This window comes from Rhizobium viscosum, assembly GCF_014873945.1.
In the GTDB taxonomy this organism is placed as follows: domain Bacteria; phylum Pseudomonadota; class Alphaproteobacteria; order Rhizobiales; family Rhizobiaceae; genus Rhizobium; species Rhizobium viscosum.
This window is the reverse complement of sequence record NZ_JADBEC010000002.1, coordinates 2,153,183-2,176,600: the sequence shown is the minus strand read 5'-3', so window position 1 is coordinate 2,176,600 and position 23,418 is coordinate 2,153,183. Positions and strand designations below refer to the sequence as shown.

The 23,418-nt window shown below is 60.0% G+C and carries 23 protein-coding genes; 7 read left to right on the top strand and 16 right to left on the bottom strand.

The features are described 5' to 3' along the window. The first annotated feature begins 57 nt into the window (after positions 1 to 57). The 3 genes from H4W29_RS30950 (at position 58) to H4W29_RS30940 (ending at position 3,852) form a co-directional block, all read left to right on the top strand. Complete coding sequence (locus tag H4W29_RS30950) at positions 58 to 435, top strand: hypothetical protein (RefSeq protein ID WP_192732568.1); 378 nt, start codon at positions 58 to 60, stop codon at positions 433 to 435. A gap of 366 nt (positions 436 to 801) precedes the next feature. Further along, on the top strand, positions 802 to 2,034 hold the full coding sequence (locus H4W29_RS30945) for an ATP-binding protein (protein WP_210332390.1): 1,233 nt from the start codon (positions 802 to 804) through the stop codon (positions 2,032 to 2,034). 687 nt (positions 2,035 to 2,721) lie between these two features. Beyond that, the gene (locus H4W29_RS30940) at positions 2,722 to 3,852 is read left to right on the top strand and encodes a glycosyltransferase (protein ID WP_246517512.1); all 1,131 of its coding nucleotides are present in this window, start codon (positions 2,722 to 2,724) and stop codon (positions 3,850 to 3,852) included. 104 nt (positions 3,853 to 3,956) lie between these two features. Here H4W29_RS30940 and H4W29_RS30935 read toward each other — a convergent pair whose 3' ends face one another. Genes H4W29_RS30935 through H4W29_RS30915 form a run of 5 tightly spaced genes read right to left on the bottom strand, consistent with a single transcriptional unit; the run spans position 3,957 to position 9,061 of the window. Continuing rightward, positions 3,957 to 4,694, bottom strand: coding sequence for an ABC transporter ATP-binding protein (locus tag H4W29_RS30935; protein WP_192732865.1), 738 nt, complete (start codon positions 4,692 to 4,694; stop codon positions 3,957 to 3,959). Further along, entirely contained in the window at positions 4,694 to 5,536 is an 843-nt protein-coding gene (locus H4W29_RS30930) for an ABC transporter ATP-binding protein (protein WP_192732566.1), read from the bottom strand. Before H4W29_RS30930 ends, H4W29_RS30935 begins: the two co-directional genes overlap by 1 nt. Further along, entirely contained in the window at positions 5,523 to 6,425 is a 903-nt protein-coding gene (locus H4W29_RS30925) for an ABC transporter permease (RefSeq protein WP_192732565.1), read from the bottom strand. Before H4W29_RS30925 ends, H4W29_RS30930 begins: the two co-directional genes overlap by 14 nt. Then, positions 6,422 to 7,450 (bottom strand): ABC transporter permease, encoded by a 1,029-nt coding sequence (locus tag H4W29_RS30920; RefSeq protein WP_192732564.1) that lies wholly within the window; start codon positions 7,448 to 7,450, stop codon positions 6,422 to 6,424. The genes H4W29_RS30925 and H4W29_RS30920 overlap by 4 nt, the downstream gene beginning before the upstream one ends. Before the next feature lie 15 nt (positions 7,451 to 7,465). Next, positions 7,466 to 9,061 carry an ABC transporter substrate-binding protein gene (locus H4W29_RS30915; protein WP_192732563.1) on the bottom strand — a complete coding sequence of 532 codons (1,596 nt, stop codon included), beginning with the start codon at positions 9,059 to 9,061 and terminating at the stop codon, positions 7,466 to 7,468. A 120-nt stretch (positions 9,062 to 9,181) separates the two neighbouring features. Between H4W29_RS30915 and H4W29_RS30910 the strand changes: the two genes are divergently transcribed. The 3 genes from H4W29_RS30910 to kdgD all read left to right on the top strand — a co-directional run bounded on the left by H4W29_RS30910 (position 9,182) and on the right by kdgD (position 11,907). Next, entirely contained in the window at positions 9,182 to 9,892 is a 711-nt protein-coding gene (locus tag H4W29_RS30910; RefSeq protein WP_192732864.1) for a FadR/GntR family transcriptional regulator, read from the top strand. A gap of 66 nt (positions 9,893 to 9,958) precedes the next feature. Continuing rightward, entirely contained in the window at positions 9,959 to 10,939 is a 981-nt protein-coding gene (locus H4W29_RS30905; RefSeq protein ID WP_192732562.1) for a mannonate dehydratase, read from the top strand. Between the two features lie 44 nt (positions 10,940 to 10,983). Beyond that, positions 10,984 to 11,907 (top strand): 5-dehydro-4-deoxyglucarate dehydratase, encoded by a 924-nt coding sequence (kdgD, locus tag H4W29_RS30900; protein WP_192732561.1) that lies wholly within the window; start codon positions 10,984 to 10,986, stop codon positions 11,905 to 11,907. Between the two features lie 24 nt (positions 11,908 to 11,931). Here the strand turns inward: kdgD and H4W29_RS30895 are convergent, their stop codons facing one another. The 7 genes from H4W29_RS30895 to H4W29_RS30865 are packed head-to-tail and all read right to left on the bottom strand — an operon-like array spanning position 11,932 to position 19,453. Beyond that, a complete protein-coding gene (locus H4W29_RS30895) occupies positions 11,932 to 12,624 on the bottom strand; it encodes a hypothetical protein (RefSeq protein WP_192732560.1) in 693 nt (230 codons plus the stop codon). Positions 12,625 to 12,633: 9 nt separating this feature from the next. Then, a complete protein-coding gene (locus tag H4W29_RS30890; RefSeq protein WP_192732559.1) occupies positions 12,634 to 13,686 on the bottom strand; it encodes an ABC transporter ATP-binding protein in 1,053 nt (350 codons plus the stop codon). Positions 13,687 to 13,703: 17 nt separating this feature from the next. Then, a complete protein-coding gene (locus H4W29_RS30885; protein ID WP_192732558.1) occupies positions 13,704 to 14,546 on the bottom strand; it encodes a carbohydrate ABC transporter permease in 843 nt (280 codons plus the stop codon). After that, positions 14,536 to 15,468 (bottom strand): carbohydrate ABC transporter permease, encoded by a 933-nt coding sequence (locus tag H4W29_RS30880; RefSeq protein ID WP_192732557.1) that lies wholly within the window; start codon positions 15,466 to 15,468, stop codon positions 14,536 to 14,538. Before H4W29_RS30880 ends, H4W29_RS30885 begins: the two co-directional genes overlap by 11 nt. An 11-nt stretch (positions 15,469 to 15,479) precedes the next feature. Next, the gene (locus tag H4W29_RS30875) at positions 15,480 to 16,751 is read right to left on the bottom strand and encodes an ABC transporter substrate-binding protein (protein WP_192732556.1); all 1,272 of its coding nucleotides are present in this window, start codon (positions 16,749 to 16,751) and stop codon (positions 15,480 to 15,482) included. A gap of 40 nt (positions 16,752 to 16,791) precedes the next feature. Further along, the gene (locus H4W29_RS30870; RefSeq protein WP_192732863.1) at positions 16,792 to 18,393 is read right to left on the bottom strand and encodes an FAD-dependent oxidoreductase; all 1,602 of its coding nucleotides are present in this window, start codon (positions 18,391 to 18,393) and stop codon (positions 16,792 to 16,794) included. 28 nt (positions 18,394 to 18,421) lie between these two features. Next, a complete protein-coding gene (locus tag H4W29_RS30865) occupies positions 18,422 to 19,453 on the bottom strand; it encodes a LacI family DNA-binding transcriptional regulator (protein WP_192732555.1) in 1,032 nt (343 codons plus the stop codon). A 106-nt stretch (positions 19,454 to 19,559) separates the two neighbouring features. Here H4W29_RS30865 and H4W29_RS30860 point away from each other — a divergent pair, with 106 nt between their 5' ends. Further along, positions 19,560 to 20,234 (top strand): SGNH/GDSL hydrolase family protein, encoded by a 675-nt coding sequence (locus tag H4W29_RS30860; protein WP_192732554.1) that lies wholly within the window; start codon positions 19,560 to 19,562, stop codon positions 20,232 to 20,234. A gap of 130 nt (positions 20,235 to 20,364) precedes the next feature. On the opposite strand, the gene derI is transcribed toward H4W29_RS30860, so the two are convergent. From derI to H4W29_RS30840, 4 genes are all read right to left on the bottom strand, one after another. Further along, complete coding sequence (gene derI / locus H4W29_RS30855) at positions 20,365 to 20,820, bottom strand: D-erythrulose-4-phosphate isomerase (protein ID WP_192732553.1); 456 nt, start codon at positions 20,818 to 20,820, stop codon at positions 20,365 to 20,367. Continuing rightward, entirely contained in the window at positions 20,817 to 21,602 is a 786-nt protein-coding gene (locus H4W29_RS30850; RefSeq protein ID WP_192732552.1) for a triose-phosphate isomerase, read from the bottom strand. The genes derI and H4W29_RS30850 overlap by 4 nt, the downstream gene beginning before the upstream one ends. After that, entirely contained in the window at positions 21,599 to 22,375 is a 777-nt protein-coding gene (locus tag H4W29_RS30845; protein WP_192732551.1) for a DeoR/GlpR family DNA-binding transcription regulator, read from the bottom strand. The genes H4W29_RS30850 and H4W29_RS30845 overlap by 4 nt, the downstream gene beginning before the upstream one ends. Before the next feature lie 94 nt (positions 22,376 to 22,469). Then, positions 22,470 to 23,405: a sugar-binding transcriptional regulator gene (locus H4W29_RS30840; protein WP_192732550.1), complete on the bottom strand. Its 936-nt coding sequence runs from the start codon at positions 23,403 to 23,405 to the stop codon at positions 22,470 to 22,472. Between the last annotated feature and the right edge of the window lie 13 nt (positions 23,406 to 23,418).

Here is a 23,418-nt window from a genome sequence, read left to right as displayed (position 1 = left end):
CCACATTTGAAACGTGACCGGTTAGCTTCGGGGTCAGTGTCCAAAAGGGAAACAGCGATGACCGGCGAAAGGCCACCATCCAACCTGTATTCAGTTCTTGTCTATATTCCGGGCCAACGAGGCTCATATCTCGCTAGCGAGGTCCTGCGAAGCGGTGGCTTCGACGTCAGCAATGCAGCAAGCAGGACGGAGTTGGAGCTTGCGCTGAAGCTTGTCCCGTGCGGGGTCGTCGTGACGGTTACGTCCGCGATCGGGGAGGTCCGAACCCTCTCCAACCTCCCGGTCATAAACATCCAGGCCTTTGTCCTGCCCAACCACGATCCGGCATCCCCGGACCAATCATCCCTCTTCGACAGGGAGGCTTTCCTCGAGAGGGTCCGGAGGAACCTCGGCCCCCCTGACGCGGCACTGCCGCGCTCCTCGGCGCCACACTGATGTCTGCGACGGGTCTTGTCGTTTCTTATACGGGGTGGAGCCCCGCGCCTTAACAAATAAAAACATCTCTCCGAGTGACATCGCTGGCCATCACCGCGCATAGTTGACGTGATTGAGCTGCGTGCAGGCAGTTCAACGACACTTTGTGGGCCGCGAGGCTGAAAGTCGCCACAGCTCACCGGATAACTGGTTGTGACAACAGGAAAGCGCGGAATGATGCTGGCGCGATTTTTTGCGGGGTCGATCCGTAGGCAGATTGCCTTGCTCGCGATCGGACCGGTGGTGCTTTTTGCGATCCTCGGCATTGTCAGCGAGCATCTGACCATCAAGGAACCGGAAAGCGTCTCCCAGGCGCGGTCCGTTGCGATGCGTATCGAACTCGTGGTCGATATGTTGCGCGCAGCGGAAACTACGGAACAGAAGTCGACTATCCTCGACACGGTCGCGAAAACGGGGTTGCAGGTAGAAGAAGTGCCAGCCGCCGAATTGCATGGCCCCGAACAGGCGGTAGAAGAGGATGACTTCCGCCTGGAGATAAAAAACAATCTCTCGCCAACAACGGATGTCACACTTCGTTCGAGGACGGCGACGGGTCACCTGACGCAGGTACTCGTTGTCGCGGTTGATCACGATCGCGCCCTGGCTTTCTCACCGCCATCCGCCGTGCCCGACTCGCGCATCACCGATCGCGAGATCAGCGATCTTCTGGCGACCATGGCACTCATCGTGCCGGTTATTCTTCTGTCCCTCTACGGAAGCCGCATGATCGCCTCGCCGCTTCTTCGGTTTTCTCGCGCCGCGCAAGATCTCGATCCGGACAAAGGCGCCGAGCGTCCGTTCGAGGAGATCGGCTCACTCGAGGTCAGGACGCTCGCGAAGTCGCTGAACGACATGCGAAGCCGCATACGTGCCATGATCGATGCGCGCACGCGCATGTTGCGCGCGATCAGCCACGATCTCAGAACTCCACTGACGCGTTTGCGCCTGAGAGCCGAGCGCTCCAGCGAACCCTCGCTGCGAAGCGCACTGCTGGCCGACGTTGACGCCCTGACACTGATGGTCGAGGAGACGCTGGTCTATCTCCGAAAGGACATATCGAAGGAGAATCAGCTCAGGGCGGACCTTCCGAGCATGATCGTGACGGCTTGTAGTGACTTTGCCGATATGGGGTATTCGGTGGCGTATCGTGGGGCCGAGCGTTTCGCCTATCCGTGCAAGCCTCACGCACTGAAGCGTGCGATCGCCAATCTCATCGACAACGGCACGAAATTCGCCGGACATGTGGATGTCGAACTTCTTGTCAAGCCAGATCGTACGGTCAGCATTCGCGTCACCGACGACGGACCCGGTATCCCCGCCGAGTTTCAGGCCAATGTCCTGGAGCCTTTCTATAAATTGGATTCAGCACGAAACGACCGGGGCGGATTTGGTCTCGGGTTGTCCATCGTTCAGGATATTGTCCAAGCCCATTCCGGCACACTCACTCTCGCCAACGCCACGCCGCATGGGCTGATCGTGGAGATCAATCTGCCGCCTGCTGGACCGGTCATCGCGGGTTCCCGACAAGAGACGCGTTCGTCGGGAGCTGTGAAGGTGTGAGCGATCGCAAGCGCCAAAGCGGGCAAGCGTGGTCGACCGTGCCGCCTGGCTAACGAAATCGTGACGGCAGGCGGTCTTTCGGGAACGGATGATCATCCCCAAGAGACAGGGCCTCGCGTCAAACGAGCACCATGCTCGAAACGCCTCTTAACATCACTTCATCCACCTTCGCGGAAATCTGTGCCGTAGTTGGTTTCCCCACCAGGAACCACTGATCATGACCAGAAAACCGGCCTCGGATAGTTCACCGACACGTCTTACAAAAAACCGGCCTCGCGCTCGGTCTTCTTTTTCGATCGTCAGGCGAGAGATGATCAACTTGGCAATATGCGCTTTCGTGCTTTTCCTGGCCGAGGCAAGCTGCGTCCAGTTCGCGTTTCTCACGCTACTTTGCATGAGCTCGTGTCTTGCCGCACTGGGCAGCCGCGACCGCCGGGATACCGGCCGAAAACGCCGCGCGGCTACCAACGACTATCTGTTGTCGTGTCTGGCCACAACACTCTTCCTAGTCCAATGGTGTTATGTGGCCGTCGTGGCCCTGGGAGATGTTTTAGGTTCGCATACCGTCATCCTGCGAAGCATTGGCTCCGCGTGATCATCCACTACAGACATCTCTCTTAACAAGACTTTATCCACTTTCACCGGGCTGCGTGCCGTAGTCGCGTTCTGTCATTGGGAACAGCGATCATGGCCAACAACGACCCGAACGTGAAAGTGAAGCAGGTTCAGAAATTCCTGGCGGGCGGCGATCAATCAGCCGCTTACACGCCGCTCGCAACAAAACCACGTATCCTGCATGTGCTGTTTGCGTCCGAACTTGCAGGATCAGAGCGATACTGCATCGATCTTGCCAACGGACAAGCCGCCCTCGGGCACGAGGTCCACCTTGTCGTGCCGCGCGGCCTCCCGCTCGCCGAACTTGTCAACCGGCAGGTCGTCCTTCACCGCTTCACGACACCGTTTCTGCGGCGCATGCGCCTGCGACGGCTGATTGCCATGGCAGGCATCGACGTAGCTCACGGTCATCTGAGCTCGGGCTGCAAGGCGCTTGCGACTGTTCCCGACACCGTCACCAGGGTTGCGACCTTGCATGTCGGGTTCAAAGCCAAGCAGCATGCGCGGCTCGACGGGGTGATTTGCGTGAACCGAGCCCAGTTGCCACGCCTCGGTGCCTATCGCGGACATTCGGGCCTGGTCTGGAACTGGTTACCGGAGATCAAGCAGGGCTGGACTTGGGATCTGCGTTCCGAGTTGAATGTCCCGGCTGAAACGCGGCTCGTCGGCGCGGTCGGCCGCCTTCATCCCAGCAAGGGAAACGACGTTCTGATATCGGCGTTTATGCGAGCCGCACCCGCGAACGCTGCCCTAGTGATCGCAGGCGATGGACCGCAGCGCCCTGCGCTGGAAAAGCTTGCCACGGGCGACAACCGCATCCATCTGCTCGGCCATTGCAACAATGTGCCGGGGTTCCTGCGCAATCTGGATCTCTTCGTCTCGCCGTCACGCGAAGAATCGGCGGGACTCGCCATTCTCGAGGCGATGCATGAGGGATTGCCGGTCGTCGCTACAGCGACGGAAGGACCGTCAGAATATCTGCGCGACCACCCGGTGCGCTTCGTTGAACCGGGTTCCATCGAAAGCCTGTTAGAAGCTCTGGCGGATATGTTTCGATTCGACGCCGGCAGCCGTTTGGCGCGTGTGGACTACGACATGGAGCCTTTCTCCCGAACGGCAGGCGTCGCCAACATCCTGCATTTTTACACCGAGGTTACCGCGTCGCGGCGCGCCACACATCGATCAGCTGCGGTCGATCTATGAGTCAGAAGTCCAAAAGTGATATCTGGAAGATCCGCATGGCGCCAGCACCCACAGGGGCACGAGGCGCCCCAACGCCTACGGTGGGGTCGTCGCAAATGCGAGCGTCAGATGAAAGTCGCTTCGAATAGCTCGCGCGCATAATCGTCGTGCGTTTTTCCATCCTGCAGATCCCGTTTCGAGAGCTCGTCGACGAACCGGCCATCCTGCATGATCAGCACGCGATCGCACATATGCGCGATCACCGCCAGATCGTGACTGACAAGCACGTAGGTCAGCCCCATCTCGTCGCGCTGGTCCGCCAGCAGGTTCAGGATTTCCGCCTGTATCGACACATCGAGCGCTGAAGTCGGCTCATCGAGGAGCAGGATCGGTGGGGCCAGGATCAGCGCCCGTGCGATTGCGACACGCTGGCGCTGGCCGCCGGAGAGTTCATGCGGGAAACGGTTTGCAAATGCGGCCGGCAGGCCGACCTGGCGCAGAGAACGCTCGACGGTTCGCCAGATCTCTTGTCTGCCCATGGCCCGCAAAGGTTCGGCAAGTGCTGTGCCGATCCGGTGGCGCGGATGCAGCGAGCCATAAGGGTCCTGAAACACCATCTGCGCGCATTTGAGGTCGTCGAGGCTTCTCGATTTGCCGACAGTGCGACCGGCGAGCGCGATTTCGCCGGACCAGCCCTTTTCCATGCCTGACAGGCATCGCAGGACAGTAGACTTGCCACAACCGGATTCGCCGACGATACCCAGAGTTTCCCCACGCGCGACGCTGAAACTGATATCCCTGACAACATGGTTTTGCCGTTTGCCGGACGAGAATGTGACATTGAGGTCGCGGACTTCGATCATCATGCTCTCTCCAGGTCGATCTTCGAGCGATCAAGAACTGCAAGCCGCCGGACGGGGTGGCGCGGATCCGGCATCGCGGCGATCAGCCCCTTCGTATAGGGATGGCTCGCATCTTCCAGCCGCGTCAGCGTCTCGACGATGCGCCCCGCGTACATGACGATAATTCGCTCACAGAAGGCGGAGACCATGCGGATATCGTGGCTGATCAGCAGCAGGCCGGAATCGTTCTCCCGGACGAGTTCGTCCAGTAGCGTCAACACGTCCTTGCGCACGCTGACATCCAGCGCCGAGGTCGGTTCGTCGGCGATGACGAGCTTCGGCTTGGCGAGCAGCATCATCGCAATCATGACACGCTGACCCATGCCGCCAGATATCTGATGCGGATACTGCGCCATCACGCGCTCGGCGTCCCTGATGCGAACGCGCTCGAGCATTGCTTTAGCCGCCGTGGTCGCCGCCGCACCACGCAGGTTGAGATGGAGGCGAGCCGCTTCGGCGATCTGCTTGCCGACTGTCAGCACCGGATTGAGCGAATAGCGGGGGTCCTGCATGATGAGTGCAATATCCTTGCCGCGGATCTTTCCCATCTGCCGCTCCGACAGCGAAAGAAGCGGATTTCCGTCGACGTCGAGACGCTTTGCCGAGACGGTGGCGCCTGCCGACAGAAGACGCATGATGGCTCGGCCGGTCGTCGACTTTCCCGAACCGGATTCGCCGACGATGCCGACGCGCTCGCGCCCGACGTCGAAACTGACATGGGAAACGGCAGGCACGGCATTTCTGCCGAAGCTGACGTTGAGGTCTTCGACGGAGAGGACTGGCTTCATATCAGGACCTGGCATGACGGGGATCCAGAATGTCGCGAAGCGCGTCGCCTGCGACGTTGAAGGCAAGGCTCGTGATCAGAATGGCAACACCCGGCATCACTGCAACCCACCAATAGTCGAGCATGAACTTGCGCCCGCTCGATATCATGGCACCCCATTCGGGTGCGGGCGGCTGCGCGCCCAATCCAAGAAAGCCCAGTGAGGCGGCCGTCAGAATGATGCCTGCCATGTTCAAGGTCAGGCGTACGATCACCGACGGAATGCACATGGGAGCGATATACACGAACAGGATGCGCAAGGGCGAAGCGCCATAGAGGCGGGCCGCAGCCACATAGTCCGCGTTCCTGACCACCAGCGCCTCGGCGCGTGCCAGGCGCGCAATGGGCGGCCATGCGGTGAGTGAAATGGCGATGATTGCCGTCGTCAGCCCGGCTCCGAGTGCGGCGGCGAATGCCAGCGCCAGGATCAGCGAGGGAAAGGACAGGACGATATCCGTTGCCCGCATCAAGAGCGCGTCCGTGCGACCTCCGAAGAAGCCGGCGACAACACCGATCAGCAGACCGATCGGACCAACGATCAAGGAGATTGAAAGGACGGTCTGGACGGTGATCCGCGTTCCGTAGATCAGCCGGCTCAGAATATCCCGGCCGAACTCGTCGGTGCCCGCCCAATGCGCGGCGCTCGGCGGCTGCAGCGCGTCGGACAGGACCTGGATGTTGGGATCATAGGGCGCAAGCAAAGGCGCAAGGATCGCGACGACGCAAAGCACCGCCAGAATGACGAAGCCGGCCATCCCGAGTGGTTCCTGCCCCAGTCTTGAGACGATCCGTATCGTTGAACCTGAGATCCGTGCGGACAGGCTCGGCGGGCGCACAGTGAGGTCGGTTTGGATTGCATCGCTCATTGTGCAGCCTCCCGCGTCCGTGGATCGAATATCGCATAGGCGATGTCCGCCAGGAAATTGAGGAACATGAAGATGAAGCCGATGATGATGGTGGCGGCAACGACGGCATTCATGTCGCCGATCATCAGTGCGTTCGTCATATATTGACCGATACCCGGCCAGGAAAAGACGATCTCCGTCACGACGGCGCCTTCCAGCAGTCCGCCATAGGAAATAGCCAGGATGGTGATCAACTGAACGGCGATGTTCGGCAGGACGTGACCGATGACGGTGCGGGCCGGGCCGACACCCTTTGCACGCGCGGCGATCACGTAATCCTGGCTCAATTGCTCAAGAGTGAAGCTGCGGGTCATGCGGGTGATATAGGCCATGGCGGCATAGGCGAGGATGACGGCCGGCAGGATGATGTGACCAGCCGCGTTCCAGAAGATCTCCGTTTCTCCCTGCAGCAGGCTGTCGACAAGCAGCAGCCCCGTTTGCGGCGTCACCATGCCCTCGTAGAAGACATCGACACGGCCGGGACCTCCAACCCAGTTCAATCCTGCGTAGAAGATGACCAGGCCGACGATCCCGAACCAGAAGACCGGGATCGAATGACCGACTAGCGCCACGATCCGGGCGATCTTGTCGATAAACGTGTCTCGAAAGAGCGCCGCCGTCAGCCCGAGCGGAACGCCGACGAAGGTCGAGATCAGGATTGCCAGGGTGGCGAGCTCGAAAGTCGCGGGAAATGCCTGGGCAAGATCGGAAGAGACCGGATTGCCCGTAAGAACCGCCGTTCCGAAATCGCCATGCGCCAGGCCATTCAAGTAGATAAGGAACTGCTGGTAGATCGGCAGATCCAGACCAAGCTTCTGGCGCATGGCGGCATAGGCGGTAGGATCTGCCAGTTCGCCGACGATCGCTCCGACCGGATCGGCGGGAAGAATACGGCCGATCACGAAAGTGACGCACAGCAGGATGAACAGGCTGACGGCCAGGTGCGTCACCCGGCGCGCCAGTTCCTTGACGGAGAGTTCCTTCATGATCGGCGACCTTGCTTAATCGGTCTCGGCTTTCGTGACGGCCTCAAGGCGCGTCGTCTGGTTCGGATGGCCGACATAGCCATGAACCTTGTCGTTCAGCACGATGGGCTCGAACCGTTCGAACATCGGCAAGACCGCGGGCTTCTGATCCACGAACATCTTCTGCATCTCGACGTAGAGTTCGCCGCGCCTCTTCGGATCGCGTTCGAGCGATGCCTTCGCCGTCAGAGCTGTCAGTTCGGGAATGTCCCAGGCCGAGCGCCAGACGAAGTTGCCGGCATTGTTTGCCTCGAGAGAATTATCGGGATTGGAGGCGAACTGCTCCATCGCCCCAAGCACGTTCGGCATGTAGGAGCCGGTCTGAGGAATGAGCAGGTCGAAATTTCTCGCACGGTGGGCCGCGATGATGTCCGATCCATTGCCCTGTTGAATGTCGACCTTGATGCCGATCTGAGCAAGCGAAGCCTGGATCGCGGTGGCAAGATCGATGCGGGGCGTCTGCGCGATGGTCTTCAGATTGACGGTGAAACCGTCCTTGAAACCGGCCTCGGCGAGAAGTTCCTTCGCCTTGGCGACATCAAGGTGCCAGTCGGGGCTTGGGATCGCGTATTCGAAGTTTTCCGGGACCGGCACGGTACGCGCCCGCCCGTAGGGACCCATGATCGTCTTCTCGATCCCCTTGTAGTCGATGCCATAGGCAATCGCTTCGCGCACCTTCGGGTTCGACAGATATTTGTTGCCGGCATTCATCGACAGCACATAGAAACCGCCGGTGGGCACACGCTGGATCTCGAAGCCCTTCTTGTTGTCGAAGGTGGCGAGATCCGACGCAGTCAGCGCGCTCGCTATGTCGATGTCGCCGCGTTCCAGCATCAGGCGCTCGACCTGGCTTTCGGGAACATGACGGACGATGACACGGCGCATCTTCGGAGCGCCGGAGACATAGTCCTTGTTGGCGTCGAGAATGACGAGTTCGTTGGGCGTCCAGCGGTTCAGCGTGAAGGGTCCGGAGCCGGCCGAATGGGTGCGCAGCCAGGCGTTGCCATAGTCGTCATTGGCGACATGCTTCTGGACTTCGACACTGTCGACGACGCTCGCAACGACCATCGCCAGACGATAAAGCAGAAGCTCCGAAGTCACCTCACCGGAGAGATCGATGCGCACGGTCTTGTCGTCGACGGCTTTGACCAGCTGATCGATATTGTCTTTCGTATAGCCGACGCGCTTCAGGTTGGCGGCTGCGGCCTGATCGAGCTTCAACAAACGGCCGAGCGAATAGGCGACGTCCTTGGACGTCACAGGATTTCCGGAGGCGAAGGTCGCGTCTCGCAGCTTGAAGGTGATCCCTTTGTCATCGACCTGCCAGCTTTCAGCAAGCTGCGGCACGATCTTGCCGTCAGGCGTCGAGGCAACCAAGCGATCGTAGAGGTTCGACATGATTTCGTTGGCCTTGGCTTCCGTCGCCTGCTGCGGGTCCAGCGAAAGAACCTGGGCGAGCGAGGTGCCGATCACCAGCTGATCGGCAGGCGTGGCCGCCCGAAGTGCCGGCGCCGCTAAGGTCAGCGCACACAATGCGACGCCAACAAACAGGCTTCTGGAAAAATGCTTCATTGCAACTCCTCCCTGAGTTACTATACAAGACATAATATGTCGTCCGTATGTCGTATTATGATTTTTCAAAGAAGTTTGCAAGTGCCATCGGGCGAGGATGAGAAAATGGGGAACAACGAAATGGCGGCCGGCACGCGTAGCAGACAGCGTTTGGCGCAGCAGGTCATCGACCAGCTGCGCATGCAGATCGAAACGGGAAAACTTCGTGAGGGGGATCAGCTTCCAACCGAACCGCAGCTCGAGGCAGCGTTCGGCGTCAGTCGCACGGTTGTGCGGGAAGCGATTGCAGATCTGCGCGCGGCCGGATTCGTCCGCCCCGTTCAGGGCAAGGGTGTGTTCGTGTCCGATCCCAACATGCATGCCAGGCTTGTCCTGACGCCGGTTGAGGTCAAAAGCATTCCGGAAACACTGGAATTGCTGGAGTTTCGCATGGCGGTCGAAGGGGAAGCCGCCGCTATTGCGGCCTATCGCAGAACGGCCGAACAGGAAGCGGCAATTCGGCTCGCCAACCGAAAAATGGCCCAGCTCATCGAGAGCGGTGAGCCCACGGTGGAGGCCGATTATGAATTCCACACCGCCATAGCCAAGGCTTCGAACAACAGATTCTACATCGACGCCCTGCGTCATTTCGGGCCGCGCGCGATCCCCCGCGGCCAGTTCCCGACCCTGCCTGAGGCCAATGACCGCGCCTACCTCGAAAAGGTTCATGCAGAGCATGGCGAGATCCTGGCGGCTATCGCCGAGCAGGATCCTGACCGCGCGAGACAAGCCATGCGCGCGCATATGATGGCGAGCCAGCGACGATATCGGATGCTTGCGGAGCAGCAATGAGGCTCGACAACTTCTGAAATTCATATTATGTCATATGACATGATTTGAATGATCGGGAGGTTAATTGTGTATTTGGGAACCCAGGTCGCCGCGCGGGACGACGATGATTTTCGCGTTTTTGCCCAACTGGGCGTAAAGCATATTTCCGCTGACCCGCCGGGGGCGCCTTCGAGCTGGACGCTGGAGGATCTCGAGCGCCATCGTGATCATGTGGAGAGCTTCGGTCTCGTTCTGGACATGATCCAGCTGCCCTTGCCCTCCAAACCGATCGAAAACGCTTCCTATCCCGACATTTTGCTAGCTGGTCCGGAACGCGATCGGCAGATCGATGCCGTCTGCCGGATGATCGAGAATTGCGCGAAGGCTGGAATCCCCGCCACGAAATACAATCTCAACCTCATCGGCATTCCCCGGACGGAGCTTGAAAAAGGCCGTGGCGGTTCTCTAAACGAGGCCTTTCGCTGGGAAAAGACCGATCAGCAGGCCGCGCCCGGCCTCGCCGGCGTCCTCTCCGAAGATGAGAACTGGGAGCGCATCGACTATTTCCTCGAGCGCGTGGTTCCCGTTGCAGAGAGCAACAAGGTGCGTCTTGCCTGCCATCCGCACGATCCCTATACACCGCCGGGCTATCGTGGTGTTACACGTGTCCTCGGCACTGTTGATGGGCTGAAAAAATTCGTGCAGATGCGCGAGAGCCCCTATCACGGCCTGAATTTCTGCCAGGGTTCGATCGGCGAGATGCTCGACAATCCGCGCGAGGAGATCGACGACATCATCCGCTGGTTCGGCACACGCGGAAAGATCTTCAATCTGCACTTCCGCAACATCAGCGGCGGCAAGCTCTCCTTCATGGAAACCTTTCCCGACGAAGGCGACATGGACATGGTGCGGTCGCTGAAGGTCTACCGCGAGGTCGGCTACAAATACATGGTCATGCCGGACCATGTGCCGCGCATCAGCGGCCGCGACGCGACGGGCGTCGCCTTCAGCTTCTGCTACGGGTACATCGCCGCAATCCTCGAGGCGATGGAAGCCGGTCACATGTGAGCGAGGCGCTCACCTTCAATCAGCAATTATTCAAGGAATTCAACATGGATCCCAACGCCATCAAGAAAGCCGTGGGCGACGGCCTCCTCTCCTTCCCGGTGACGCATTTCGACAGCGAGAACAAGTTCAATGAAGCCGCATACCGCGACCATGTGAACTGGCTTGCCGGTTTTGACGCAAGCGCCCTTTTTGCCGCTGGCGGCACGGGCGAATTCTTCTCCCTCAATCCGGCCGAAATCCCCTCCGTCATTCGCGCTGCCAAGGCTGCCGCAGGCAAAACGCCGATCATCTCTGGCACGGGCTATGGTACCTCACTTGCCATCGATATTGCGCGCGCTGCCGAAAAGGCCGGTGCCGATGGCCTATTGCTGCTTCCGCCCTATCTGATGTTTGCCGAGCAGGCCGGGCTTGTTGCCCATGTGAAGGCTGTCTGCCAGTCGGTCGGGATAGGCGTGATCGTCTATAACAGGGACAACGCGATCCTGTCGGCCGACAGCATCGCTCAGCTTTGCGATGCGTGCCCCAATCTCATCGGCTTCAAGGATGGCGTTGGCGACGTCGACCGTGTCATCGAGATCACCACCAAGATCGGCGACCGGCTCGTCTATGTCGGCGGCATGCCGACCCACGAAGTCTACGCACAGGCCTATTTTGCCGCAGGCGTGACCACCTATTCCTCGGCGGTCTTCAACTTCGTGCCTGCTCTTTCGCAACGGTTCTACAAGGCGCTCAGGGCAGGCGACCAGAAGACCGTCGACCAGATCCTCAAGGATTTCTTCTTCCCTTTCGTCGCGCTGCGCAACCGGAAGAAGGGCTACGCCGTCTCCATCATCAAGGCGGGGCTGCAGGTCATCGGCCGCGATCCGGGCACCGTGCGCGCGCCGCTCACGAACCTGACGGACGAGGAGCTCTCCGTGCTGCGGTCGATTGTCGAGGCTAATGACCAGGCGAGGCTGGCCGCGGAGTAAAACCCCGGCCACCGGCGCTCAGCCTCATCGCCGTATTGCCGCAACGATCGGCTGCACCGCCGCTCTCATGCTCTCCGGCGTCGTGCCGGTGACGATAACGCCGAGCAGAGGGGCAGCAATGCCCGCGTCCCTCAGCTTCGGCATATCGTCGGGCACAAACATCTTCTGGCTTGGCGCGATGACCGGAATGCCCGCCTTGCCCGCGATGGTCCGGTAGCGATCAAGATCCCTCTCGTCGAGCGGCTTTCCATAGTCGGCAAAGGAAGCGACCGAGGCTTCCATCATCGCGCCGGGAATGTCGAGAATGCTCGTCAAGTCCTCGTCCGTACTCGCCTCGCCAAGAGCAGGAATGGGCCGTAGTCTGGATTGCAGCAGATGCGGCTGCATATCGTTGAAATAGATATTGAAACCCTCGAAGCCGAGATTGGCGAGCGCCTCCATCTCTTGCGGGCTCGGAACCTTTTCTTGTCCCGCCATGACAAGAAGCGGCACGCCGAGCGTTGCGAGGTTCTCGAAAAACCGGCGCTCATCGGCAAAACTGCCGAAGGTCGTGCCGGTGGCGCGATGATAGGCGTTGAGATGAACCTTGATCGCGAACGCACCTGCATCGATGGCAGCCCTCGCGAGGTCGAGATCGTGACGCGCGAGCGAGACGATGACAGGAAACTCCCCCTCGCGCAGCGCCTTTGTGAGCCGGGTTTCCGGATAGGTCGGCATGGAGCAGCCTCAGTTCAGACGTTCGCCGCCATCGGCAGCGAAGAGATGGATATCGGAAAGCTCCGGGCGCACGCGGATTGTCGCTCCTGGAGACATCGATACGCGCTCACGAAAGACGCCGGTGACTTGCGTTTCACCGAGTTTCATTGTCACCTGGGTTTCCGACCCCATCGGCTCGACCAGAACGATCTCAGCCGGCACGCCAGCTTCTTCGAGCGAGAAATGCTCGGGCCGGATGCCATAGACAAGCTTGCGGTCGCTCAGTGCAGGGGCAGTTTGCGGAAGTGGCAAGACAATGCCGGGTGCTGCGAACCCCTTATCGGTGATCGTGCCGCTCAAGAAGTTCATGGACGGTGATCCGATGAACCCGGCTACGAACTGGTTGGCGGGCCGGTCGTAAAGGTCGAGCGGAGCGCCGATCTGTTCCACCTTTCCAGCATTCAGCACGACGATCTTGTCGGCCATGGTCATCGCCTCGACCTGGTCATGGGTGACATAAATGGTGGTCGTCTTCAGCCTCTGGTGCAGGCTCTTGATTTCGCCACGCATGACGACGCGCAGTTTGGCGTCGAGGTTCGACAATGGCTCGTCGAACAGGAAGACCTGCGGATTGCGAACGATCGCCCGGCCCATGGCGACGCGCTGGCGCTGACCACCGGAGAGCTGGCGCGGATAACGATCGAGAAGTTGAGACAGGCCGAGTATATCGGCCGCCCATTTCACCCGCTCGGCAATCTGCGCCTTGCTGGCGCCGCGATGCTCCAGCGAGAAGCCCATATTGGTCGCGACCGTCATATGCGGATAGAGCGCGTAGTTCTGGAAGACCATGGCGATATCGCGATCTTTCGGATCGAGATCGTTGACCACCCGCCCGCCGATCCTGATGTCCCCGCCGGTAATCGTCTCGAGCCCGGCGATCATCCTGAGCAAAGTGGACTTGCCGCAGCCGGATGGCCCGACCAGCACGACGAATTCGCCGTCGCGGATGCCGAGATCGGCACCATGAATGATGTCGAGCGCACCATAACTCTTGCGGACACGGGAAAGGGTAACGTCAGCCATGGGAGAAATCCGGTTCTTCAGCCCTTGAGGCCGGTATGCGCGAGGCCTTCGACGAATTGCTTCTGCGCGATGATGAAAACGATGAGAACGGGCAGGGCCGTCAGTGTTGCTGCAGCGAGCTGGATGTTCCACATCGGCCCGCCATAGGCGTCGGTATATTGGGTGAGCGCCTGGGGCAGAGTGAACTTGTCCGCGCTCGACAGGAATACTATCGGTTCGAGATAGAGGTTCCATGAATGCAGGAAGGTAAAGATCGCCACCGAGGCAAGCGCTGGTCTTGCAAGCGGGAGGGCGATCTTGCGGAAGATTTTGAAACGGCCGAGGCCATCGACCCGGGCGGCCTCCTCCAGTTCGACCGGCAGGGTCACGAAGAACTGCCGCATGACGAAAGTCGCAAAGACGCTCGGCGCACCAAAGATCGGCACCAGCACCAGCGGCCAATGCGTGTTGACCATGCCGGCCTTCAGAAACATCTGGAAGAGCGGCACGATCGTCACTTCGGAGGGGATCAAAAGGCCGAGCAGAACGATCATGAAGATTGTGTTGGCGAACGGGAACTTGATACGCGCGAAGGCGTAGCCGGCCATCGACGAAACGATCATCGTGCCAACAGTGACGACCGCAGCAATATAGGCCGAGTTCCAGTATTGCTTCACGAAAGGCTGCAGCTCGAAGACCTTGCTATAGGTCGTCCAGTCATAGCTCTGCGGGAAAAGTTGCGGCGGAAAGGCGAAGATGTCGCTGATCGGCTTCACCGAAGACGTGACCATCCACCAGGTCGGAAAAACGAATGGGATGAGAAGCACGCACATCAGCCCGTATAAAATGACCTTCATGCGCGGGGAGATCTCAGCTTTCATAGAACACGATCCTCTTGCGCAATTGCCATTGGGCGAAGGTCAGGACGGCGACGATCAGGAAGAGCAGGATCGAAAGCGTCGAACCGTAGCCGAAGAAATGGAACTGGAAGGCTTGCTGGTAGAGGTAATAGACGAGCACCGTCGTCGAGAGGCCCGGCCCACCCTGTGTGAGCACCGCAATTTGCGCGAAAACCTGCAGCGATCCGACGATGGTAATGATCGAGGTGAGCAGGATGGTCGGGCTTATCAGCGGCAAAGTAATGCGGCGGAACTGCTTGAAACGCGGCGCACCATCGATGCGGGCCGCCTCATAGAGCTCGTTCGGCACACCCTGGAGGGCCGCAAGAAACAGGATCATATTGAGGCCGACATTCTTGAACACCTGGACGACGATGACCGAGATCATCGCGGTGGTCTCGCCGCGCAGCCAGTTCGGACCCTCGAGGCCAAACAGCAGCAGCATGCCGTTGATGCCGCCATTCTTCTGCAGAAGAAATCCCCAGACGATCGTCCAGGCCACCAGCGACACGACAACAGGCGAGAAGAACAGCGTCCGGAAGACCGTGATGCCTGCAAGCTTCTGGTTCAAAAGGACCGCGAGCAACAAAGCCAGCGACAGGTTGAAAACCACGAGCCCGGCGGAGAAGATTGCGGTCGACCCCAGCACCTGCAGCAGGTTCGGATCTTCCATCAGCATCTGGTAGTTCTGCATGCCGGTATAGGTGAAGGTATTGGCGAGCACGTTCCACTCATGCAGCGAATACCAGAAGACCAGACCGAGCGGGATCAGCACGAAGATGGTGATCCCTATCAGTTGCGGCGCGATGAAGAGGAAGCCGGCGAGGCTGTCACGCCGCGCAACCGTCCAGAACGGCGACGACGAGCGGCCTTCCAGTGTTGCGTTGTCCTGTGCGACAGCCATCTCTCGTCCCCTCAGCGCTTGAGCAGCGGGCCGATCTGCCCGCAAATCGTCTTAAGCGCGCCGGCAACATCGGCATCCGAACGCCAGACGGCGTCGAGGCCGGAGCGGACGATCTGCTGGATCTGGGCAAAGCCGGTATGGCCGGGGATGACCTTGCCGGTCGCGATGCCCGCGATGACGACCTTGTCGATCTGTTCTTTGCTGAGCAGCGGATTGGTCTTTTTCAGCACCTCGGCGTTCAGCAGGGACTTGCGGGCTGAAGGAAAGAACTGGCTGAGCTTGGCCGAATTTTCCGGGTTCGTCATATAGGCGACGAATTCGGCGGCCGTCTTGGCATTCTTGCCCGATTGCATGACGCCGATACCTGCCTGGCCGATCAGCGCATAGTCGCCGGCCGGCCCCTTCGGCAGCGGCACGAGATCCCAGGAGAAGGGCTTGTCCTTCGGCAGGAGCGATGCGCGGCTGATCTGGGTGATGGTCATCGCCGCATTACCGGCGAAGAAATCGACGTTTTCGCCGGGACCGGGGATCGCTTTCTTGTTGAAGATCGCGTCATGGATGAAAGTGAGCGCATCGACCATCGGCTTTTCGGTCATCGTGCAGGTTTTACCGTCAGCACTCCAGGGTGCCGCACCGAAGCCGTTCCAGATCGAAGTGAGGTTCTGCCAGATCTGGTAGTTGAAATCGCGCACGATCAGGCCGCCCTTGCCCTTCTGGCCGACGGCCGAAGCTGTCGCGATCGCGTTGTCCCAGGTCCATTCGCCGGCGGCGATCAGCTCGGCAGGTGTCTTGGCACCGGCCGTCTTGATCAGGTCATTGTTGACGAAAACCGCAAAGGGCGACGTGGAAAAGGGGTAGGCATAGAGCGTACCGTCTTTCTGCCAGCGCTCCGTGGCAGTCGTGCTCACCTCGTCGAGATTGTATCCCTGCGTCGCCTTCAGCGTATCGGTAAGCGGATAAAGCGCACCGGAATTGACGAAGTCATAAGCGGCCGTCTCGAAGATCCAGGCCATATCAGGCGCATTGCCGCCGGCGATCTGGGTGGTGAGAGCCGTCGTATAGGTGTCGAACGGCAGCGACTCGAAGGTTACAGTGACGTTCGGATGATCCTTCTTGAAGCCGGCAGCAATCTCGTTGAAAAGCTTCAGATGTGCTTCTGCCGCGCTCCAGATGGTCATGCGCAGATTGACGGCGTCCTGCGCATTGGCAATGCCGCCGCAGGCGAGCGGCACGGTGAGCGCGAGCGCCACCAGCACGGATTTCAGTGTCGTGTTCTTGTTCATTCCCGTTCCTCCTCCAAAGATGGGTTGCACTGATGGCTGCTCAGTAGGCCGCGATGACCGGCCAGCGGATCTCGATGCCTTCCCGCACAAGATCCTTCTGGAAGTCGTGGAGATGCGTGTCGTTTTCCTGGACCTGGTGAGGTTTCAGCCCCTTGTCGAGGCAGTGGGCGGCCAGCATGCCGGCCGCCTCGCCGATATTCCATTCGACCGGATGCAGGCGGTAACATCCATTGGTGATATGGGTGGTGCCGATATTCTTGCCGGCCGCAATCAGGTTCGTCATGCGCTGTGGCAGCAGGGCGCCAAGCGGAATCTCGAAGGGGCAGGACGGCACGTCGATGTAGTTATCGCCACCGGTCGAGGGGTGCAGGTCGATGCGGTACATGCCGATGCCGATGCTGTCGCGATAGCTGACCGCGCCCTTGCCGCCGCGAACCTCATAGGAGAGGTCCTGCTCAGTGATACGGGTGACGGGCTTGATGCGGCGGCTCTCGCGGATATAGGGCGCCATGGCGAGACCATGCTCGGTGCCGGTGATGTCACCACGAAGCCGCAAGCCGCGGTAACCCTGCCCGCCATCGATGCGCGGCGCCTCGGTCTGCAGCCAGTAGAAGACAGAATAGGAAAGATCGGCGGCCGCCCTCAGGTGCAGTGCCTTGTCGTCCTCCGAAACGTCGATGATCGTTCCGTCCATGTAGTCGATCATCGGCCAGTTCACGAAACAGATGTCGGACTGGTAGAAGCCGGGCTGAAAATTGCCTCGCGCCGCAATACGGCGGAAGAGCCAGAGGTTTTCATCGCCGCCGCCCTTGCGCTGATCGGCATCGACGAGCAGTGGGTCGTCGTCGACATTGGGCGTGAAGCTGCGCGTAGTGAATTCCAGCGTGCGCGGGTGCGGCGCGGTGAAGCCGAGCAACGGCCCGCCCCAGAAATGCGGCTGGTACTTGCGCCAGTAGTCGTAATTCTCGGGCTTGTCGATCGTCTGGTCGCCATCCACGCAATCGACTGCGAAGCAGATCGACACGGCCTGGACATTGTCGGGCTGCGCCTCCGAGGGCGCGCTCGGCTCTCCCGTATCGGATTGCGCCTCGAAGCCTTTTGCGTAATCCGTGCGGGTCATCGGCAAGAGATCGCCGAGCTCGGTGGCATCGAGGATATAATCGGCCGTGATGACGACCTCACGGTTGGTATCGCGATGGCGGACGGTAACGGAGCGTACGGTGTCGCCGTCGACATCAGCGGCGACCGGACGATAGGGCTGCAACACCCTAAGGCGGCCGGCACCGCGATAGGGCATCAGCATCGCTTCCATGACCGCCAGGCTGACGCGCGGCTCGGCGCAGATGCGGCTCACCCAGCCGCCGCCGGGATTGAGATCGCCCCAGGCGCGGGCGCCCTCGGTCAGCGGATAATTGTCGCGATAATATTGCCGCACACCATTGCGCAGCTTGCGGTAAGAGCGTGTGATGCCAAATTGCTCGACCCAGGTATGTTCGTCGGAAGGCACGCCTTGGCTGGTCAGCTGGCCGCCGATCCAGTCGAATTCCTCGGTCATGATGACGCTCTTGCCGGCGCGGCATGCGCCAAGTGCTGCCGCCACGCCGCCAAGGCCGCCGCCAACCACCAGAATATCCGCTCGCATCTCTTTTGCCGCCATGTCTGTCACGCTCTCAGGTCCGTTTCTTGGCTGGTCCGAGGGTTTGCCCCTCGACGGGTTCGCAGGTCAGAAGAATTTGTTCGACGGGAGAGGCATCTTCGATGCGGCGCACCAGCATTGCGGTCGCCTGACGCCCCATTTCCTCGCGAGGAATGTTGAAGGAGGTGAACTGCACATGGCTACGCTCGGCCCGCACATGACTGCCGAGCACCACGGCAGAGAAGTCGCCCGGAATGGACAGGCCGCGCTCGCGCGCAGCCGCTTCGACACGGACCGCATCCGCCAATTCGACGAAAAAAACAGCGCTCGCGCCGCTCTCTATGATCGCATCAAGTGTTTCGGCAGCACCCTGGCCAACCTCGTCCACATGCAAAACCAGGTCAGCATTTCCGGTGATCGCGTCCAAAAAACCGCGCCAGCGGTCGACGACGGACTCAGCCGATCCGCTTGGACCGATGAAGGCCAGCCGGCCATGACCGAGAGAGCGCGCCTTTTCGACCAGCGCCCGCGTGGCGCTGGCATAATCGCCGCCGACGTAAGGAACGGGTCCGCCTGCGTCCTCACGTCGGCCGATCGCCACGAAGGGGTAATCGCCTGTTACAAGCCGTTTCAGCTCGGCCCGATCGAATTCACGGCCGAGAACGAGGCAGCCATCGGCGATCCTCAGCCGGTTGCCGTCGGCAAAAATCTTGCGCTCACGGCCGACGCCGGCGCCGGTCAACAGCAGCAGGTCATAATTCTGCGCCTGCGCCTCTTCCTCGATACCGAGCAGGAAGGGCGCAAAAAAGTCCGCCTGCTCGCTCGGAAAGGCCGGTTCGTACGTGAAGACGCCGAGGATGCGATTGAGACCCTTGGCCATCCGCCGGGCGATCGGATCGGCCACATAGCCTGTCGTGCGGATGACCTGCTGGACGCGCTCACGGGTTTCCTGGGGAATACGAGCCAGGGCCGTCGGCGCACCGTTCAACACAAGCGAAACGGTTGCCTGGCTAACGCCCGCCAATTTCGCAATATCGTGCTGAGTCAAGCGCTTAGTGCTCGCCACGCCGCATCCTCCATATCTCCTCTTGACTGCTAATGCGTATTAGCAGCTAATACGTATAAACAGGATTTGACCGATTGCTGTCAAGCGCGAAAATGTGAGTCGATCGATGACATTTGCAGAGCATCTGAAATCGCTGAGGTTTTCCGGAATCCGCGTATTCGGCGACAGCATCACCGCCGGGTTCAATGCCAGCCATCCGGATCTGGCCTGGCCGGCGCTGTTTGCGGCCAAGCTGGGTGCATTGTCGCTCCGCAATCATGCGATCCCAGGGACGGTGCTGCAGGCATCGGCGCTTGCCGATGGAAAAGCGCGAGCAGACAACGGCGTCAGCAGGTTTGCCGGCGCCCTGCTCGATGCCCCGCATCGCGACGCGATCCTCATCCTCTATGGCTATAACGACGCCCGCTACACGGCCGCACCTGACAGCATGAACGCGAGGAGCTTCAGTCGTGACTATGCAAATATGCTGGAGAAACTGATCGAAGCGGGCCATGCGGAAAGGCTTGCGATCGGCAGTCCGCCCTATATTCCCGACAGCGGTTTCTCAGTTGGAAGCGCCGGCTTTACCGGCCAGACACGCCTGGGCTTTGAAGTCTATGTCCGGGCCGTGCAAGAACTGGCGCAGGCTTTTCGCATCTTCTATGCGCCTATCTACGAACGGATGAAAGCATGTGGCGATGGCTCACTGGCGTCGCCCGATCTAACGCACCCCAATGATGCCGGTCATCGCGTCATCTGCGACGCGTTTAGACATGCCGTCATTCATGAGAAACCGGCTTAGGCCCCGGGCGAGACTTTGGGCCGAGCATGACGCGTTGGAGATCAGCGAGGATCTCTCCTACGGCGAGAAGATGCCGACCGGAAAAAAGGTCGAAGCGACCGGCGGGAAGCCGGTCGCTTGCGTCCCGCTTTCAACGCGCGTTGTATTTTGCGTCGAGTTCATCGATCGCCGAGACATTGCCGGCTGAACGGCCGTTCTGGTCGAATGTCTGAGCAAGAAATGCGTCAGCGATCGACTTCGCAAGCTCAGGCCCAATGACGCGCGCGCCCATCGTGATGATCTGCGCGTTGTTGGAAAGAGCGGCACGCTCGGCCGAGTACGTGTCGTGCGTTAGGGCAGCACGGATGCCGGGCACCTTGTTGGCCGAAATGCAGACGCCGATGCCGGTACCGCAGACCAGGATTGCCTTGTCATAGGTGCCGTCGATCACGCCCGAGGCAACGCGATCCGAAAGGTTGGCATAGAACGGATCGAGCCCGTCGTTGATGCGCGACACCTCATGGACATCAAACCGATCCTTGAGGTGTTCGGCGAGCACCTTGGCGAGACCTTCTCCGGCACTGTCTCCAGCAATTGCAAGCTTCATCTTTTTTCTCCTTGGAGTTTGGCGGCACATTTCGCGAGGATGTCGAGATAGCCCTCGACGTTCCAGGCGGAACGGCCGATGAAGAGTCCGTCGATATGCGGGCTCAAAATCAATTCCTCGCAGTTCTGCGGATTGACCGACCCGCCGTAGAGGCAGGGAATTTTTCGCCCGAGTACGGCTTCGGCGACCGCAATGATCTCAGCCTGGCGGGCATCGGCATAGTCAGCCGTTGCCGGAATGCCTCTTTCGCCGATCGCCCAGACAGGCTCGTATGCAAGCAGGATTTCCGCCGATTTCTGTTCGTCGGACAGCTTCGACAGCGCCCCGCGGACCTGGACTGCGAGGATCTCCGCGGCTTTTCCGCTCTCCCGATCAGCAAGGGTTTCGCCGATGCAGATGAGCGGGATCAGGCCATGCCGAACCGCCGCCTCCGTCTTCAGCCCGACGGTCTCATCCGTCTCTCCGAAAAACTCGCGCCGCTCGGAATGCCCGAGCTCCACGATATCGAGATCACAATCCTTCAGCATCAAAGGGGAGATTTCGCCCGTCCAGGCGCCCTGATCCGCCCAATGCATGTTCTGCGCACCGACCTTAACGGAGGTCTTTGCAAGCATGCGCTTGACCTCCCGTACGGCGGTAAACGGCGGTATCACGAAGCGCTGGATCATCGGATCGCGTATAGCATCGGCCGCCTCGAGGCCGCGGGCGAAATGCTCGGCCTCCGCGAGCGTCTTGTTCATCTTCCAGCTGGTGCCAATCCAGAAGCGTGGTTTCTCCGTCATGCCTGATCCTGTGCTGGAGCGATGGTGAGCTTGATACCCGCCCGATCGAATTCGTCGAGAACAGCGGCAGATGGTGCGCTGTCGGTGATAACAGTGTCGAAATCAGTCAGATCCGCCATGACATGCAGCGCCGTGTGGCCGATCCGCTGGTGGTTGACCAGTAGGCAGCTCCTGGCCGAAGACGAGATCATCGCCCGCTTGGCGCGAACGACATTGTCGTCCATGTGATAGGCGAGCCTGCCGCCGACCGCGGGCGTCGAAATGAAAGCGATATCAGCCCTCAGACGCGACAGCGCTTCCTCCGTCACAACCCCGAGATAGGCGTTGAACTTCGCGGAATAGATGCCTCCGAGCGCAATCAGGGTGATACCGTTCTCGCCCTTCAGCCGTTCCATGATCGCCGCATTGTTGGTGATCACCGTCAGCGGTCGCTTACGCAACAGCATCTCGCCGAGAACCGCAGCCATCGATCCGTCATTGACCATGACCGTCATGCCCGGTTCGACAATGGCCAGCGCTTCTTGCGCCATCGCAACCTTGGCTTCCCCGCCCTGACGCTCGCGAATGCGAAAATCACTCTCGAATTGCGTTCCGGCATCGATCGTCGCGCCACCGCGTACCTTGCGCAGCACACCCGCCTGCTCGAGATCGTCGAGATCGCGGTGAATGGTCATCTTCGAAACGGAAAAACGTTCAGCAAGATCATCCACTTCGACGGTCTTGCCCTCGACAAGCAGATTGACGATCAGCTGCTGGCGTTCTTCCCGTTTCATTCTTCTCAATCCTGATCAGCAACAAAATAACACAAAAACCGTGAAAATCAACAAATCACAATGTTATTATGTGACAAATGTTCGTTACCAGACGTCAGGCAAGAAGGGCTCGCGCGGTCCGTTCGTCCGTTATCAACCCATGCAGGCGTCGGCTGCGCAGGATCGCCCGTATCGCCGCCACCTTGGCCTGTCCGCCCGCCAGGGCCACGAGGCGTTCCTTCGTCGTTGTCGGAAAAGATGCCGAAAGGGTGCGCCCGGTCAGTGCTGTATCGAGGATTTGGCCGTCTGCGTTGAAAAAGTGACCGAGTATTTCACCGACGCCGCCCGCGGCAGCGACATCTTCGATCTCGCCTGGCTCGACCAGGCCAGAGAGCACCAGCTGGGCCTCGGCGTCCACCGTACCCAGGCCGACGAGCTTCAGGTCGGCGTCATTGGCGAGATCGAATACTTCCTTGACGCCACGCTGTGCCCTCAGCACCTCTCGGTCCTCGGTGGTATTGGCGAAGAAGGGAACCGGCATGACATAGGCATGCGTGCCGGTCTTTTCCGCGATACGGTGCATGACGTCGTAGGGATTGGCACCATAATTTCGCGTGAGACCGCCAAGCAGGGAAACGAAGCGTATGTCCTTGGCATTTATCCGCGGCATATACTGAACGGCAGCCGAAAGCGTGCGGCCGTGGCCAAGGCCAATGACTGCGTGATCACCGTGTTCGATCTCGCGCTTCAGATAGCCGGCTCCCGCGTGACCGAGCGCGCGCAGCGGCAAGCCCTCTTCGCCAAGATCGGGTGCCACCTCGCAATATTGCAGTCCGAAGCGTTCGGCGAGCCGCGCCTCCAGTTCGACGCATTCGACGATATCTCCGTCGATCGTGACCTTGACGACACCATCGGCAACGGCCCGCGCGATGAGCCGATGCGCCTTGACCGAGGGTATGCCGAGGCGCCGGGCAACGTCGGACTGTGTCAAACCGCCGGCGTAATGAAGCCAGGCGGCCCGCACGGCTAGCGTATCATCGGCATCCGTCATCGCCGCATCCTTC

Coding starts and splice junctions, on each gene's coding strand:
- H4W29_RS30930 (WP_192732566.1), bottom strand. CDS start 5,536: ATGCCAGGTCCTGATATGAAGCCAGTCCTCTCCGTCGAAGACCTCAAC.
- H4W29_RS30935 (WP_192732865.1), bottom strand. CDS start 4,694: ATGATCGAAGTCCGCGACCTCAATGTCACATTCTCGTCCGGCAAACGG.
- H4W29_RS30920 (WP_192732564.1), bottom strand. CDS start 7,450: ATGAAGGAACTCTCCGTCAAGGAACTGGCGCGCCGGGTGACGCACCTG.
- kdgD (WP_192732561.1), top strand. CDS start 10,984: ATGGATCCCAACGCCATCAAGAAAGCCGTGGGCGACGGCCTCCTCTCC.
- H4W29_RS30940 (WP_246517512.1), top strand. CDS start 2,722: ATGGCCAACAACGACCCGAACGTGAAAGTGAAGCAGGTTCAGAAATTC.
- H4W29_RS30915 (WP_192732563.1), bottom strand. CDS start 9,061: ATGAAGCATTTTTCCAGAAGCCTGTTTGTTGGCGTCGCATTGTGTGCG.
- derI (WP_192732553.1), bottom strand. CDS start 20,820: ATGAAGCTTGCAATTGCTGGAGACAGTGCCGGAGAAGGTCTCGCCAAG.
- H4W29_RS30945 (WP_210332390.1), top strand. CDS start 802: ATGCGTATCGAACTCGTGGTCGATATGTTGCGCGCAGCGGAAACTACG.
- H4W29_RS30950 (WP_192732568.1), top strand. CDS start 58: ATGACCGGCGAAAGGCCACCATCCAACCTGTATTCAGTTCTTGTCTAT.
- H4W29_RS30845 (WP_192732551.1), bottom strand. CDS start 22,375: ATGAAACGGGAAGAACGCCAGCAGCTGATCGTCAATCTGCTTGTCGAG.
- H4W29_RS30925 (WP_192732565.1), bottom strand. CDS start 6,425: ATGAGCGATGCAATCCAAACCGACCTCACTGTGCGCCCGCCGAGCCTG.
- H4W29_RS30895 (WP_192732560.1), bottom strand. CDS start 12,624: ATGCCGACCTATCCGGAAACCCGGCTCACAAAGGCGCTGCGCGAGGGG.
- H4W29_RS30890 (WP_192732559.1), bottom strand. CDS start 13,686: ATGGCTGACGTTACCCTTTCCCGTGTCCGCAAGAGTTATGGTGCGCTC.
- H4W29_RS30880 (WP_192732557.1), bottom strand. CDS start 15,468: ATGGCTGTCGCACAGGACAACGCAACACTGGAAGGCCGCTCGTCGTCG.
- H4W29_RS30860 (WP_192732554.1), top strand. CDS start 19,560: ATGACATTTGCAGAGCATCTGAAATCGCTGAGGTTTTCCGGAATCCGC.
- H4W29_RS30870 (WP_192732863.1), bottom strand. CDS start 18,393: ATGCGAGCGGATATTCTGGTGGTTGGCGGCGGCCTTGGCGGCGTGGCG.
- H4W29_RS30910 (WP_192732864.1), top strand. CDS start 9,182: ATGGCGGCCGGCACGCGTAGCAGACAGCGTTTGGCGCAGCAGGTCATC.
- H4W29_RS30850 (WP_192732552.1), bottom strand. CDS start 21,602: ATGACGGAGAAACCACGCTTCTGGATTGGCACCAGCTGGAAGATGAAC.
- H4W29_RS30840 (WP_192732550.1), bottom strand. CDS start 23,405: ATGACGGATGCCGATGATACGCTAGCCGTGCGGGCCGCCTGGCTTCAT.
- H4W29_RS30875 (WP_192732556.1), bottom strand. CDS start 16,751: ATGAACAAGAACACGACACTGAAATCCGTGCTGGTGGCGCTCGCGCTC.
- H4W29_RS30885 (WP_192732558.1), bottom strand. CDS start 14,546: ATGAAAGCTGAGATCTCCCCGCGCATGAAGGTCATTTTATACGGGCTG.